The 15194-nt window shown below is 69.7% G+C and carries 11 protein-coding genes and 2 pseudogenes; 3 read left to right on the plus strand and 10 right to left on the minus strand.

Going from position 1 to position 15194, the window contains the following annotated elements; genetic code table 11:
* The first annotated feature begins 11 nt into the window (after positions 1-11).
* Complete coding sequence (locus tag L2X99_RS05705; protein ID WP_236135741.1) at positions 12-2573, plus strand: LuxR C-terminal-related transcriptional regulator; 2562 nt, start codon at positions 12-14, stop codon at positions 2571-2573.
* A gap of 33 nt (positions 2574-2606) precedes the next feature.
* Here the strand turns inward: L2X99_RS05705 and L2X99_RS05710 are convergent, their stop codons facing one another.
* From L2X99_RS05710 to L2X99_RS05725, 4 genes are all read right to left on the minus strand, one after another.
* A complete protein-coding gene (locus tag L2X99_RS05710; protein ID WP_236124634.1) occupies positions 2607-2957 on the minus strand; it encodes an SHOCT domain-containing protein in 351 nt (116 codons plus the stop codon).
* Between the two features lie 21 nt (positions 2958-2978).
* Complete coding sequence (locus tag L2X99_RS05715) at positions 2979-3422, minus strand: DUF6325 family protein (RefSeq protein ID WP_236124633.1); 444 nt, start codon at positions 3420-3422, stop codon at positions 2979-2981.
* Between the two features lie 71 nt (positions 3423-3493).
* Positions 3494-4591, minus strand: a complete 1098-nt coding sequence (locus L2X99_RS05720; RefSeq protein WP_236124632.1) for a VIT1/CCC1 transporter family protein — start codon at positions 4589-4591, stop codon at positions 3494-3496.
* Positions 4592-4726: 135 nt separating this feature from the next.
* On the minus strand, positions 4727-6469 hold the full coding sequence (locus tag L2X99_RS05725; RefSeq protein ID WP_236124631.1) for a DEAD/DEAH box helicase: 1743 nt from the start codon (positions 6467-6469) through the stop codon (positions 4727-4729).
* A gap of 103 nt (positions 6470-6572) precedes the next feature.
* Here L2X99_RS05725 and L2X99_RS05730 point away from each other — a divergent pair, with 103 nt between their 5' ends.
* The gene (locus L2X99_RS05730; RefSeq protein ID WP_236124630.1) at positions 6573-7406 is read left to right on the plus strand and encodes an SGNH/GDSL hydrolase family protein; all 834 of its coding nucleotides are present in this window, start codon (positions 6573-6575) and stop codon (positions 7404-7406) included.
* Positions 7407-7442: 36 nt separating this feature from the next.
* Here the strand turns inward: L2X99_RS05730 and dxs are convergent, their stop codons facing one another.
* The 5 genes and pseudogenes from dxs to dut form a co-directional block, all read right to left on the minus strand.
* A complete protein-coding gene (gene dxs / locus L2X99_RS05735; protein WP_236135742.1) occupies positions 7443-9389 on the minus strand; it encodes a 1-deoxy-D-xylulose-5-phosphate synthase in 1947 nt (648 codons plus the stop codon).
* Between the two features lie 139 nt (positions 9390-9528).
* Positions 9529-12410, minus strand: a pseudogene (acnA, locus tag L2X99_RS05740) (aconitate hydratase AcnA).
* A gap of 111 nt (positions 12411-12521) precedes the next feature.
* Positions 12522-13265 (minus strand): DUF3159 domain-containing protein, encoded by a 744-nt coding sequence (locus L2X99_RS05745; protein ID WP_236135912.1) that lies wholly within the window; start codon positions 13263-13265, stop codon positions 12522-12524.
* Positions 13262-13865, minus strand: a pseudogene (locus tag L2X99_RS05750) (DUF3710 domain-containing protein). Before L2X99_RS05750 ends, L2X99_RS05745 begins: the two are co-directional and overlap by 4 nt.
* On the minus strand, positions 13862-14308 hold the full coding sequence (gene dut / locus L2X99_RS05755; RefSeq protein WP_236124628.1) for a dUTP diphosphatase: 447 nt from the start codon (positions 14306-14308) through the stop codon (positions 13862-13864). Before dut ends, L2X99_RS05750 begins: the two are co-directional and overlap by 4 nt.
* 18 nt (positions 14309-14326) lie before the next feature.
* Here dut and L2X99_RS05760 point away from each other — a divergent pair, with 18 nt between their 5' ends.
* On the plus strand, positions 14327-14806 hold the full coding sequence (locus L2X99_RS05760; protein WP_236124627.1) for a DUF3093 family protein: 480 nt from the start codon (positions 14327-14329) through the stop codon (positions 14804-14806).
* A gap of 28 nt (positions 14807-14834) precedes the next feature.
* On the opposite strand, the gene L2X99_RS05765 is transcribed toward L2X99_RS05760, so the two are convergent.
* Complete coding sequence (locus tag L2X99_RS05765; RefSeq protein ID WP_236124626.1) at positions 14835-15128, minus strand: DUF4193 domain-containing protein; 294 nt, start codon at positions 15126-15128, stop codon at positions 14835-14837.
* Between the last annotated feature and the right edge of the window lie 66 nt (positions 15129-15194).

The raw sequence follows: 15194 nt of genomic DNA on the forward strand, positions 1-15194 counted from the left end.
CATCGGTGTCGATGGTCTCCCCCGCCGGCGCATCGCTGCGCTCCTATCGTTTCCGTCCGCCGAACCCGCAGAGCGGCCAGTTGTCGCGCCCGCGGTTGACGGACATCCTGGAGGCGAAGACAACCGCCCATCCGACCACTCTCGTGATCGCACCGAGTGGGTACGGCAAGACGTCGGTCGCGGCCGAGTGGGCAGCGACGCACGAAGGACGAGTGGCCTGGCTGACCCTCGGCCCGTTCGATGTCGACGGCGGGCATCTGGGCGCGAGTGCGCTCCTGGCGCTGCAGGCGCTCGCGCGCTCCACCGGCGCTCCCGATCTGGCCGGGCTGCTGTCCTTCGACGCCGGAGGGCTGAGCCCGTCCGCGTCCTTCGACCTGATCGACGAGGCGCTGGTCGACCTGGACGAGCCGATCCACCTCGTGATCGACGATGCGCACCGCGCGGAGGACGGGCTGAGCACCGGTCTGCTCGGCGCGCTTCTCGAGGGCGCCTGTGAGTCGCTCCGTGTCGTCGTCGTCGGCACCAGCTACGTCGAGATCGCCTTGAGCCGGCTCGTGCTGCAGTCGCCGGGCGCGGTGATCCGGTCGGGTGATCTCGCCTTCGACGTCGCCGAGATCGAGCGCCTCCAGCCCCCGGGACAGCAGCCGTTCACCGCGGAGGCGGTTCTGGGCGAGACGGGAGGCTGGCCGATCGCCGTGCGTGCCATGCAGGTGGCCGGTGCCAGGCCCGATGGCGCCGGGGAAGGCCAAGACACCGTCCTGCGGCGCTACATCGACGAGCATGTGCTCGGGGCGCTTCCCGACGACATCGAGGAGTTCGTCCGCAGTACGGCTCTGTGCGGGATGCTGACGTCGGAACTCGCCACGGCGATCACCGGGAACGCGGACGCCGGAGAACTTCTCGAGCGCTGCGCGACCATGGGCCTGTTCCTCGATCGCTTCGAGACGCCGAGCGGCCCGCTGTACCGCTGGCACGACGTGATCTCACGGCAGTGCGATCGCATCCTGGAGCAGCACGACCCGGACGCTCGTCGTACGATCCTCCGGGCCGTCGCGATGCACCTGGCGACCACGGATCCGCTCACGTCCGCCAGGTACTGGATGCGGGCCGACGACACGGATGCAGCGGTGCAGACGATCCTCGCGCGCTGGCCCCGGCTCGTGGTCGGCTCCGAGGCGGGTTCTCTGGACCGCTGGTGCGCGGCACTGCCCCTCCCCTTCGGCGACGATCCCCGCATCCTGACGATCCGGGCCTGTGTGCAGGATGTGATCGGTCATCGCGATGTCGCGAGGATGCTCTGGGCGCGCGCCGAGGCGAGCGCCGCCGGACACGAACCGGCCACAGATCTCGAAGAGCTGCGGGCGCGGGCGCGGCTCTTCCTGCTCGATGATCGTGCCGAGCTGATCGAAGCCGGAGCCGCGGTACGCGCCCAGCTGGAGGCGCCGGACAGGGTGGAGCTGGGCGACCGTGCCGCTCTGCAGTATCTGCTGGGCTGGAGCGAGCTTCGCTGCCGCACCTCCCCCGCTCTCATGGTCCAGTTCTTCTCCACCGCCGCCACCGATGCCGCCGCGGCGGGGGATCACACCCTCGCGCGACGATCGCTCGGTCACCTCGCGCACTCGCTGGCCTGGGCCGGAAGGTTGCGCGAGGCCGATGACGTGCTGGCCCAGCGTCTGGAGCTCGTCGACGAAGGCTCGTGGGCGAGCTACGCAGGCGGCAGCGCGGCGACCGCCGCCGCCTTCGCCGCCTACTGGCGCGACGACCAGGAGCAGGCCATCGCTGCTGCGCAGCGCGCCATCCGCAGCGGCGGCGCGGCGATCTCGTTCCCCGGTGCCGCACGCCTGGTCCTGGCGTTCGCCGCCGCAGCCTCGCGCGATCCGCAGGCGTGCCAGCGGGCCGCGCGTGAGGTTCAGGGTCTGCCGACCGAGACACTGCAGGGAATCGAGTGGCAGTCGTTCCGGCATGCCGCCTTCGCGACGCTCAATGAGGCCGCAGGACGACGCGAGCTGGCGCTGAAGATCGTCGCGAAGTACGAGAACGCGACGGACCTCCCCCTCATCACGGTGGTTCTCGCAGGAATCGCCTCACGTGCAGGGCACCCGCGGACGGCCGAGCAGATGCTGCGCCGGCTCGAAGCCTACGACGCCATCTCGTACGTGCGCGTCTCCCGGCTGCTCGCGGAGGCGGTGCTGCTGTGGCGCGAGGATCGTCGCTCGCCGGCGCGAGTGCTCGTGGAGGAGGCGCTCGAAGTCGCTGCGCCCGAGCAGCTGCGCCGTCCGTTCGCCGCCGCCGGACTCGACGCCCGCCAGCTGCTGACCGAGCAGTTGGCCTGGGGCACGTCACACGATCAGTTCCTCACCGGCTGCCTCACGGTCCGTGAGGCGAGTGGTCCGCTGCAGTCGCTGTCCGACCGCGAACGCGACGTGTTCGCCCAGCTGCGCAGCACCAGGACGATGCAGGAGATCGCCGATGCGATGGGAGTCTCCATCAACACGGTCAAGACGCATCAGCGGGCGATCTATCGCAAGCTCGGAGTCGCGTCGCGACGCGAGGCGGTACGGCTGTTCACCTGACCGCCTCGCGCCTCGCGCTTCGCGCGTTGCGGTTCAGCTGAGCAGCTTCGACTTCGCCGCCGCGAATTCCTCATCGGTGAGCGCACCCGCGTTGTGCAGGTCCGCGAGCTTGAGCAGCTCGGCGGTCACATCGACGGGAGCGGCCGCGGGCGCAGCCGCGACAGGAGCCGGAACCGCGGGCGCGACCGCCGCCTGGGCAGCCACCGCTGCCTGCGCGGCCTGCTCCATCTGCTGCTGCTGGAAGGCGTCCGCGGCCTGCTGCTGCTCGGCCGCTGCCGCCCGCCGATTCATCTGACGGTTCTCCATGGCGTTCGCGGTGCCGGCCACGACGGCCGTCCGCGCGGCGAGCCCGACGAGACCGGGGCGTCCCACACGTCTGATCATGATGATCCTCCTCTGCCCGGACTAGTCGTCCGAGGCCATTCCGACGATGGTATTGACGACGGGCGCGGGAATGCGCTCCGTCGCGATGACGACGCTGCCGTCCCCCGCGAGCTGCTCGGCGAGCTCTCGCGCCCAGAGGAGTTCGAGGGCGACGACGGCTGCCGCGCCGCCGGCAGGGATCCCTTCGGCAAGAGCCTGCAGGTCATCCTCGCCGGCGAGGCCGGGAAGGTGCACCACGAGATCGGCGAGCTCGTACGCCTCGACGTCGATCTCCTCGTACTTCACCGCGCCGCTCTCGCTCTTGGACACCACGACGAAGTCGAGCAGGCGCACGACGCCCGCTCGGATCTGCGCGGCGAGGGCGTGCAGCAGCCCCGGCGACGGGGATGGAGACGCGAGGGAGATCACATTCAGCTCGACCGGCCCGTACTGCGCCGGCGAGATGGAGCCGTTGTTGGTCATCATGGCGCCATGGTGGCACCCGTGATCCCCGGCTGCGCGCCGGCTCATCCGGTGCGGGTGAGCCGACCAGGACGTCAGGCCACGCCGACGCCGAACAGCAGACCGAGCACATACGTGACAGCGGCTGCCCCGAAGCCGATGGCGAGCTGCCTCAGGCCACGGCGCAGCGGCGGTCCGCCCGAGAGGATGCCGACCATCGCGCCCGTGCTGAGCAGCGCGATGCCGACGAGCACCAACGCGGTCACGATCGCGGCCGATCCCTGCAGCCCGAAGATCCAGGGCAGCACGGGGATGATCGCTCCCGACGCGAACAGCAGGAAGCTCGAGAGCGCGGCCGACCACGCGCTGCCGACGATCTCGTGGTCCTCCCGTGCGGCGTGGGTTCCGATCGGGCCGGTCGCCGAGCGGCGCGCGCCGGCCTGGGCCGCGCGGACGATCCGCTCCGCCCGGGCCAGCGCCTCGTCGTGCTCCATGCCCCGCGCCCGGTAGACGAGTGCGAGCTCGTTCGCATCGATGTCGAGGTCGGCGGCCGTCGCATCCGCGTCGTCGTTGTCCTCGGTGGCGGCGAGCAGCTCGCGCTGGGACCGCACGGAGACGAACTCACCGGCGCCCATCGACAGCGCGCCCGCAAGCAGCCCTGCGATGCCGCTGAACAGCACGAATCCGGCGCTCACCCCCGTCGCGCCGATGCCGAGCACCAGGGCGAGGTTCGACACCAGGCCGTCGTTCGCGCCGAAGACCGCGGCCCGGAACGAACCGGACAGCCTCCGCCGACCGCGCGCGGCCAGACCGCGGACGACCTCGTGGTGCACCTTCTCGTCGGCACGCATCGCCGGTGTGGCGTACGCCTCGGTGTCGTACGGCGAGCGTGCCTCCGCCGACTGCGCCAGCGCGAGCACGAAGATCGAGCCGAACCTGTTCGCCATCCACCCGAGCATCCGGGATCGGATTCCCGCGCGCGGCAGTCTCGCCGGCTCCTCGCCCAGCAGGTCGAGCCAGTGCTGCTCGTGCCTGCGCTCGGCATCAGCGAGCGACAGCAGGATCTCGCGCTCCTCCCCGATGCGCCGGCCGGCGAGCCGTTCGTACACGGCTCCTTCGGCGCGCTCCTCGACGAGATAGCGCGCCCAGCGTTTCCGGTCGGCGTCTGTGGGCGCTGGTGCGGGCGCGGTCATGGAACCTCCGGTCGAGCGGGAACACCCCACGCTATCGGCGCCGGCATCGCGGAACCCCACGGAACCGAGGATTCGGAGCATTTCGGGCAGCCGAAGCGGCCCCGCACGTCGCTGAGTCTCCGACGGGCTCCGCGATCAGGAGCGAACCCGCTTGCGCAGCACCTCGATGCGCGCCTGCAGCTGCGTCACCGTCGCCTGCGCGACCGCAGGTCCGCCGCACACCCGCCGCAGTTCGGCGTGCACCGCCCCGTGCGGCTCGCCGCTCTGCCTGGCGTACAGCCCGACCAGGCTGTTCAGCAGCTGGCGCTGCTCGCGCAGCGTGCGGTGCAGCGGAGCAGGGAGCGTGGTGGTCGTCTCCGGCCCCTGGGAGGCCTCCCTGGCCTCGCGCAGCTTGGACTGACGGGCGCTGCGCTGCATGAGGAGCTCATGCACGTGCTCCGGCTCGAGCAGGCCGGGCAGGCCGATGAACTCCTCCTCCTCCGGGGTGCCCGGTTCGGCGAGCTGGCCGAAGTCCTTGCCCTCGAAGACCACCCGGTCGAAGTGCGCGATCGACGAGATCGCCTGATAGCTGAACTCCTGGGTGAGCGCGTCGGATGCCTCGTCCTCGCGATTCGCGCTCTCCAGCAGCGAGTCGTCGAGGCCGTCGTCGTCCTTGTCCCTGCGGTCGAGCGCGTGGTCGCGCTGCCGCTCCATCTCGTTCGCGAGCGTCATCAGCACCGGCACGTTGGGCAGGAAGACGCTGGCGGCCTCGCCGCGTCGCCGCGCGCGCACGAAGCGGCCGATCGCCTGCGCGAAGAACAGCGGCGTGGAGGACGAGGTCGCATAGACGCCGACTGCGAGCCGCGGCACGTCCACTCCTTCGGACACCATGCGCACCGCCACCATCCAGCGCCGGTCGTTGTCGCTGAACTTCTCGATCCGCTCCGATGCCGAGGCATCGTCGGAGAGCACGACCGTGGGGTGCTCCCCCGTCAGGCCGTGCAGGATCTTCGCGTAGGCACGGGCCACGGTCTGATCCGTGGCGAGCACCAGACCACCGGCATCCGGCACATGATGGCGGATCTCGGTGAGCCGGCGATCCGCGGCGGAGAGCACCGCCGGCATCCACGACCCCTCGGGGTCGAGCGCCGTGCGCCAGGCCTGGGAGGTGATGTCCTTGGTGTTGTCCTGACCGAGATGCGCCTCGAGCTCGTCGCCGGCACTGGTGCGCCAGGTCATCTTCCCGGAGTACATGTGGAACAGCACCGGGCGCACGACGCCGTCGGCCAGAGCACGGCCGTAGCCGTACCGGTAGTCGGTCACCGACACGCGTGATCCGGAGTCGTCGGGGTGGTACTCGACGAACGGAATCGGCGCGGTGTCGCTGCGGAACGGCGTGCCCGAGAGCAGCAGCCGCCGCTCGGCCGGCCCGTAGGCGTCGCGGATCGCGTCGCCCCAGCTCAATGCGTCGCCGCCGTGGTGCACCTCGTCGAGGATGACGAGGGTCTTCGCATCCTCGGTGAGGTGCCGGTGCACGGAGGACTTCGCCGCGACCTGCGCATAGGTGACGACCACGCCGTGGTAGTGCCGTGCCGGTGCCCAGTGGCTGTTCCGGAACCGCGGGTCGAGACGGATGTGCACACGTGCCGCCGCATCCGCCCACTGGGTCTTCAGGTGCTCGGTCGGAGCGACCACGATCACCCGGTTCACCTCGCCCATGCGCAGCAGCTCGACGGCCAGGGTCAGGGCGAACGTCGTCTTGCCCGCGCCGGGGGTGGCGGCGACCAGGTAGTCGCGCTGATCCCTCTGGAAGTAGTCCTCCAGTGCCTCCCGCTGCCAGGCTCGGAGCTTGTCCGCTGTTCCCCACGGGGCGCGCTGGGGGAAGGACGGGGAGAGCATCGCCTCAACGATAGTCGAGGCCGGGGACATCCTCGGCGCACGCGATAGGCTCTCATGCGGCGCGCTCGGCATCCCGGTCGCGCTCCGCGTGAAGGAGAGTTCGATGGCCGATCAGGAATCGTCCCGCACCCCGTACATCGCCAACGAGGGCGTCCACCCCTGGCACCGATTCGTCGCGATCGGCGACTCGTTCACCGAGGGCATCGGCGACCCCGACCCGCACCTCCCCGGCGGGCACCGCGGCTGGGCGGATCGCGTCGCCGAGGTGCTCGCACAGGACTCCGACGACTTCGCCTACGCCAACCTGGCTGTGCGCGGCAAGCTCATCGCCCAGATCGTCGCCGACCAGATCGAGCCGGCCGTCGCACTCAAGCCCGACCTCATCTCGATCTGCGCCGGCGGCAACGACGTCATCCGCCCCGGCACCGACCCCGACGACATCGCGACCCAGCTGGAGGGCGCTGTCGCCAGGCTCTCGGCCAGCGGTGCGGCGGTGGTGCTGTTCACCGGAATCGACACCGGCTTCACCCCGGTGTTCCGTCCGTTCCGCGGCAAGGTCGCCATCTACAACGAGAACGTCCGCGCGATCGCCGACAGGTACGACTGCATCGTCGCGGACCAGTGGGCGCTCAAGGTCGTGCAGGATCCGCGATTCTTCGATGACGACCGGCTGCACTACAACGCACTCGGCCATCACGAGATCGCGCGGATGGTGCTGCGCGCGCTGAACGTGCCGAACGACCTGCAGGCCATGCAGCCCGACCCCGTGCCGGTGCGCACCTGGCGCGAGGCACGCGCCGAGGACATCGGCTGGGCGCGCGAGCACCTCGTCCCCTGGGTGCTGCGCCGACTGCGCCACCAGTCCTCCGGCGACAATGTCGAGGCGAAGCGGCCGGACGCGGCCCCCGTGGTGCTGCCCGTCGAACCTCCGGTGTGAGCGGCACCGCCTCCCGCTCCCCGCGCGGACTCGTCCTCAGCGCAGGTTCGGATTGAGCGGCAGCTCGATCGCACCGGTCTCGCCGGCCTGACGGGCCATCGGCACGCGCCTTCCCAGCACCTGGGCGACGACGTCGTGCGCGATCCTGGGCGCCGTGAGCCCTGCGTCCTCGAGGATCTGCTCCCGCGAGGCGTGATCGATGTACGCATCCGGCACGCCGAGCTCGTCCACCGCGGTGTCGATGCCGGCCTCGCGCAGCACCTGCCGCACCCGCGTGCCGATGCCGCCCACCCGGATGCCGTCCTCCATCGTGATCACGAGGCGGTGCCGGGCGGCGAGCTCCACGATCGACGGCTGCACGGGAATCGCCCAGCGCGGGTCGATGACGGTCGCACCGATCCCCTGCGCGCGCAGCCGCTGCGCGACGTCCAGCGCCACCGATGCGAACGGGCCGATGCCGATCAGCAGCACATCCTCGGTCTCGTCCCGGGACAGCACGTCGACGCCGTCGTGCAGACGCTCGAGTGCGGGGATGTCGTCGGGGACGGCCCCCTTGGGGTAACGGATCACGGTCGGGGCGTCGTCGACCGTGACGGCCTCCTCCAGCACCTCCCGCAGGCGGGTGCCGTCCCGCGGCGCGGCGATGCGGATGCCGGGGACGATCTGCAGCATGGAGAGGTCCCAGATGCCGTGGTGGCTGGGACCGTCGGGGCCGGTCACTCCTGCGCGATCGAGCACGAACGTGACGCCGGCCCTGTGCAGTCCGACGTCCATCAGCACCTGGTCGAGCGCGCGGCCCATGAACGTCGCGTAGATCGCGACCACGGGATGCAGACCGCCGTACGCCAGCCCCGCGGCGGAGGCGACGGCGTGCTGCTCGGCGATCCCCACGTCGTAGACGCGATCCGGGAAGCGCTCGGCGAACCGCGCGAGCCCGGTGGGGCGCAGCATCGCTGCCGTCATCGCGATGACGTCGTCGTGGCGGGAGCCGACGTCGACCAGCGCGTCGGCGAAGACGTCCGTCCAGGCGTGACCGGCCGACTTCGCCAGCGAACCGCCGGTCTTCGGGTCGATGCGCCCGACCGAGTGGAACTGGTCCGCGTCGTCGTCGAGGGCAGGCTGGTAGCCGCGCCCCTTCTCGGTGATGACGTGCACGATGACCGGCGCGCCGAATCCCTTCGCCAGCCGCAGCGTCTCCTGCAGAGCGGCGATGTCGTGGCCGTCGATCGGGCCGAGGTACTTGATGTCGAGATTGGAGTACAGCGCCGCGTTGTTCGTGAACCGGCTCAGGAACCCGTGAGTGCCGCCGCGGACGCCCCGGAACAGCGCACGGCCGAACGGGCCGAAGGACCGGAACAGCCGGTCCGACCTGTGATGCAGATCGCGATACGCAGCGGCTGTGCGGACCCGGTTCAGATAGCGCGACATCCCGCCGATCGTCGGCGCATAGGATCGGCCGTTGTCGTTGACGACGATGACCAGATTGCGGTCGTTGTCGTCGGAGATGTTGTTCAGCGCCTCCCAGGTCATCCCGCCCGTGAGCGCACCGTCACCGACCACCGCCACCACGTGACGATCCGCACGCCCGGTGGCGGTCAGTGCACGGGAGACACCGTCCGCCCAGCTCAGCGAACTGGAGGCGTGCGAGGACTCCACGACGTCGTGCGCGCTCTCGGAGCGCTGCGGATAGCCGGCGAGGCCCCCTCGCGAACGCAGTTCGCTGAAGTCCTGGCGGCCGGTGAGCAGCTTGTGCACGTAGGACTGGTGCCCGGTGTCGAAGATGATCGGATCGTCGGGCGACGAGAACACGCGATGCAGGGCGATCGTCAGTTCGACGACGCCGAGGTTCGGCCCCAGATGACCGCCGGTTCTGGCGACGTTCTCGATGAGGAAGGTGCGGATCTCGGCGGCCAGCTCGTTCAGCTGGGCTGGTGAGAGTCGATCGAGATCCCGGGGTCCGGTGATGCTCGGCAGGATCGGCATCGACGCTCCTCTTCGACTCGTGTGGTGTTCCGCGCGGCGGCGCAGAACGCCTCTCATTCTATCCGCCGACCTGAATGCGGGCCGGGACGCGACGGGGCTCGGACGGCGAACCGTCCGAGCCCCGCGCATGTTCCTTCGATCAGACCAGCGAACGCAGCACGTACTGCAGGATGCCGCCGTTGCGGTAGTAGTCCGCCTCACCCGGGGTGTCGATGCGCACCACGGCGTCGAACTCGACGGGCTGCTTGCCCTCCGGCGAGTACTCGCTCGGGGTGGCGGTGACCTTGACGGTCTTCGGCGTGGTGCCCTCGTTCAGCTCGGTCAGTCCGGTGATCGAGATGACCTCGGTGCCGTCCAGACCCAGATCCTCCCAGGACTTGCCCTCGGGGAACTGCAGCGGCACGACGCCCATGCCGATGAGGTTCGAGCGGTGGATGCGCTCGAAGCTCTCCGCGATGACCGCCTTGACGCCCAGCAGCGTGGTGCCCTTGGCCGCCCAGTCGCGGGACGAGCCCGAGCCGTACTCCTTGCCGCCGAACACCACGAGCGGGATGTCCTGCGCCTGGTAGTTCATGCTCGCGTCGTAGATGTACGCCTGGGGACCGCCCGGCTGGGTGAAGTCGCGCGTGAAGCCGCCCTCGATCTGCTGACCGTCGTTGACGGCCTTGACCATGGTGTTCTTCAGGCGGATGTTCGCGAACGTGCCGCGGATCATCACCTCGTGGTTGCCTCGACGCGAACCGAAGGAGTTGAAGTCCTTGCGGTCCACCCCGTGCTCGGTCAGGTACTGCGCCGCCGGGGTGCCGGGCTTGATGGCACCGGCGGGCGAGATGTGGTCGGTCGTGACCGAGTCGCCGAGGGCGGCCATCACGCGCGCGCCGGTGATGTCGGCGACCGGGGTGAGCTCCATGGTCATTCCGTCGAAGTACGGCGCCTTGCGCACGTAGGTCGAGTCGTCGTCCCACTCGAAGATCGGGCCGGTCGGGGTCGGCAGGCTGGTCCAGCGCTCGTCGCCGTCGAAGACGGTGGCGTACTGGTTGATGAACTGCTCGCGCGAGATCGACGAGTCGATGATCTCCTGCACCTCTTCGGAGGTCGGCCAGATGTCCTTCAGGAAGACGTCGTTGCCCTCGGTGTCCTGTCCGAGCGCGTCGTTGTCGAAGTCGAAGTGCATCGATCCGGCCAGCGCGTACGCGATCACCAGCGGCGGCGAGGCCAGGTAGTTCATCTTCACGTCGGGGCTGATGCGGCCCTCGAAGTTGCGGTTGCCGGAGAGCACCGCGGTCACGGCCAGGTCGTGCTCGTTGACGGCGGCCGAGACCTCGTCGATCAGCGGACCCGAGTTTCCGATGCACACCGTGCAGCCGTAGCCCACCGTGTAGAAGCCCAGTCCTTCGAGGTCGGCGGTCAGGCCCGACTTCTCGTAGTAGTCGGTGACGACCTTCGAGCCGGGCGCGAGGGTGGTCTTCACCCACGGCTTCTGCTTGAGACCCTTCTGCAGCGCCTTCCGGGCAACCAGACCGGCGGCGACCATCACCGACGGGTTCGACGTGTTCGTGCACGACGTGATCGCGGCAAGCGTCACGGCACCGTTGTCGAGGATGTAGTCGTCACCGGCGGGCGAGGTGACCGGCACGGGCTTCGACGCGTGCGCCGGGGCGCCACTGCTGATGTGCACGGGGCGCGTGCTCGTCACCTCGTCCCCGGGGACCTGACCGGGGTCGGATGCCGGGAACGAGTGCTTCGACTCGAGATCGACGATGTCGTCGGACGTGCTCGGCGTGGCGTAGTTCAGGATGTCCTTCTCGAACTGCTCCTTCGCCTCGGACAGCAGGATGCGGTCCTGCGGGCGCTTCGGGCCGGCGATCGAGGGCACCACAGTGCCGAGATCGAGTTCGAGGTACTCGCTGAACACCGGCTCGTTCGCGGCGTCGTGCCAGAGACCCTGCTCCTTGGCATAGCTCTCGACGAGGGCGACGGCCTCGTCGGTGCGACCGGTGAGGCGCAGGTAGTCGAGGGTGACCTCGTCGACCGGGAAGATCGCCGACGGTCGATCCGAACTCCGGCGACATGTTGCCGATGGTGGCTCGGTTGGCGAGCGGCACGGAGGCCACGCCCGCGCCGTAGAACTCGACGAACTTGCCGACGACGCCGTGCTTGCGCAGCATGTCGGTGATCGTGAGCACGACGTCGGTGGCCGTGACGCCGGCGGGGATCTCACCGGTGAGCTTGAAGCCCACAACACGCGGGATGAGCATGGACACGGGCTGGCCGAGCATCGCGGCCTCCGCCTCGATACCGCCGACGCCCCAGCCCAGCACGCCCAGGCCATTGACCATCGTGGTGTGCGAGTCGGTGCCGACGAGGGTGTCCGGGTAGGCCCGCAGCACGCCGTCGACGGTGCGGTCGTAGACGACCTTGGCCAGGTGCTCGATGTTCACCTGGTGCACGATGCCGGTCCCCGGAGGGACGACCTTGAAGTCGTCGAACGCGGTCTGGCCCCAGCGCAGGAACTGATAGCGCTCGCCGTTGCGCTCGTACTCGATCTCGACGTTGCGCTGCAGGGCGTTCTCGGTGCCGAACAGGTCGGCGATGACCGAGTGGTCGATGACCATCTCGGCCGGCGAGAGCGGGTTGATCCTGCTCGGGTCGCCGCCGAGCGCGGTGACGGCCTCGCGCATCGTGGCGAGGTCGACGATGCACGGCACGCCGGTGAAGTCCTGCATGAGCACGCGCGCGGGCGTGAACTGGATCTCGGTGTTCGGCTCGGCCGTGGCGTCCCACGAGCCCAACGCCTCGATCTGCGCCTTCGGTGACGTTCTTGCCGTCCTCGGTGCGGAGCAGGTTCTCGAGCAGCACCTTCAGGCTGAACGGGAGCTTCTCGTGCCCGGCGACGGTGTCGATCCGGAAGATCTCGTAGTCGGTGCTGCCGACCGTCAGGGTGCTCTTCGCACCGAAGCTGTTCACCGTGGACACGTATCCGTCTCCTTCTAATGGGATGGGAGCGACAGGCGACTCCATCTTGCTCGCCGTGCATACGCGATGGCTAGCAAGGCGGGCCTTACCAGTCTGCGCCGCCGCGCGCATTCGCGGAAGCGTGAGATTTATCTTGATGTCAAGATAAATCTAGCACTATTCGGAGGCGCTCTCGTCTGCCGCGCCGACCTGCCGCCCCTGCGGATAGAGGGCTCTGGCGACGAGCCAGGTCACGGCGACGAGCGGGGCGAACAGTGGGAGCCCCATCACGATCTTGAGCGTGCCGAGCAGCGCGACGTCACCGGCGAAGTAGAGCGGCAGCTGCACGGCGAGACGCGCGAAGAACACGGCGGCCCACGCGATGCCGAGCCAGAAGAAGGTGCGTCTCCTGCGCCGGTCGCTGCGCCAGGCGAGGCCGTCTCCCATGAGATAGCCGACGATCAGCCCGATCAGCGACCAGCCGATCAGAGCGGAGATCAGGTACGCCGTTCCGTACAGCGAGTTGGTGATGAAACCGGGGACGAAGTTGTCCTCGCCGCGCCCGGTCCACAGCGCGAGCGCCGCGGCGGCACCGGCGGCGATCAGCCCCCCGAAGGCGGCTCCCGACGGAGACCGCTGTATCAGCCGGACCGCCGTGAACACCGCGGCGAGTCCGACCGAGCCGACCAGGGAGATCCACAGCGGCTCCGGCTTCAGCGTGTAGACCACGACGAAGACGAGCCCGGGGAGGACGGACTCGACGATCCCCCGCCATCCGCCCATGGCGCGCCAGACGACATGACCCGTGCTGGTGCTCTGATCGGCGTCGAGCCCCATCCGGCGGGCCGCATCGCCGAACGCGGTGCTCAGCGCATCGGGTGCGGGCTGCTGCGGGTCGTCCTGGTCTGCGGCGTCGCTCACGCCGAGCCCGGAGTCGAGGGCATCCGGAGCGGGATCAGGTCGCGGGGAGGCATCGGCGACGCACCGCGGACCACGACGATCGAGCGGAACAGGTCCTCGATCTGCTCCGCGGCCTCGGGATCGGATGCCGCCGGCTCCGCCGATGACCCCGCGCAGGAACCAGCGCGGGCCGTCGACGCCGACGAAGCGGGCCAGGCGCAGGCCAGAGCCCTCGGCCGCTGTGCCCGGGACCTCGGCGAGCAGCTCCTTGCCGAGGGTGCCCTCGCGCTCCTCCGCACGGCCGCCCTGGGAGCGGATCTGATCACGCAGCTGCACGCGCGTCTCGTCCCACAGGCCGCGGGTGCGCGGTGCGGCGAACGGCTGCACCTGAAGAGACGAATCGGCGTAGTCGAGACCGACGGCGACGATGCGCTTGGACTGCTCCTCGACCTCGAGGCGCAGATTCAGGCCCTCGCGCGGCAGCACCTTGATGCCGCCGAGATCGATGTAGGGCCGGACCGGGTTCGCCTCGGAGTCATCGAAGGGACCGGCGGTCGCCCGGTCGGCGGGGGCGGACTTCAGCATGTCCGCGCTGAGCTCCTGCTCATTGTTCTCAGTCATCGTTCTCCCTGGGTGTACCCGGTGGATCCGAAGCCGCCGTCTCCGCGGACGCTCTCGGGCAGCTCGTCCATCGGGATGAAGTTCGCGCGCGCCACGGGCATGACGATCAGCTGCGCGATGCGGTCTCCGACCGCCACATCGTACGCGCTCCGGCTGTCCGTGTTCAGCAGGCTCACTCTGATCTCGCCCCGGTAGCCGGCGTCGACCGTGCCGGGCGAGTTCACCACGGTGATGCCGTGCTTCGCCGCCAGTCCGCTGCGCGGCACGACGAAGGCCGCATACCCCTCGGGCAGGGCGATGCGCACTCCGGTGCCGACCAGCGCCCGCTCCCCCGGCTCCAGCCGGACCGCCTCGGCGGCGACGAGATCGGCCCCGGCGTCACCGGGATGCGCATAGCCGGGCGCCTGGGCGGCGATAATGGGGATGTCCACGGATTCGGTCACCTGACGAGGCTAATGCAGATGAACACCCCCGCCGCACGTCCCCGCTACCGGGAGCGCCTCGCACCGAGCCTGTGGATGCTGATCACGATCGCGCTGGCCGGTCCGATGGTCGCGCTGGTGTTCGTCCCGGTCGGGGCGACGCTCGCACTCGCGCTCGGCGGGACCGTCTCGCTGCTGCTCGTGATCGCCAGCATCCTGCTCTCCCCGGTGATCGAGGTGGACGGCACCGTGCTGCGTGCAGGACGCGCGCACATCGACGTGCGCTGGCTCGCAGGCGCCTCGCCGCGAACGGGTGACGACGCCCGCCGCGCACGCGGACCGGAGCTGCCCCACGACGGATGGCACCTGCTGCGCGGCGGCATCGACGGAGTGGTGGTCGTGCCGCTCACCGACCCCGACGACCCGCACCGGGTCTGGACCCTCTCGTCACGGACCCCCGACCGCCTCGCTGCGGCGATCCGCGCGGCGCGTCAGGAAACAGAACGCGCCCCGATCTGACGATCGGGGCGCGAAGGACGTACAGCGGTCAGGCAGCGCATTCCTTGCAGATGGGGCCCTCGGGGCCCTCGTGGTCCAGCTGCGAGCGGTGCTTCACGAGGAAGCAGCTCATGCAGGTGAACTCGTCCTGCTGAGCGGGGAGCACGACGACGTCGAGCTCGACATCAGACAGGTCCGCGCCGGCGAGTTCGAACCCGGGGTTGTCCGAGTCCTCGTCGTTGCTGGAGCCGGCACGATTATCCGGCACGCGCTCCTTCAGGGCTTCGATCGACTCGGAGGAGTCGTCTTCGCTCTTGCGGGGCGCGTCGTAGTCGGTTGCCATGCGGGAGATCTCAACTTTCACAGTGGTGTGCGGGGTCACCGTCGGGTGTGCGGCGGCCATAGTTTG

The sequence above is a fragment of the Microbacterium sp. KUDC0406 genome (genome assembly GCF_021582875.1).
In the GTDB taxonomy this organism is placed as follows: domain Bacteria; phylum Actinomycetota; class Actinomycetes; order Actinomycetales; family Microbacteriaceae; genus Microbacterium.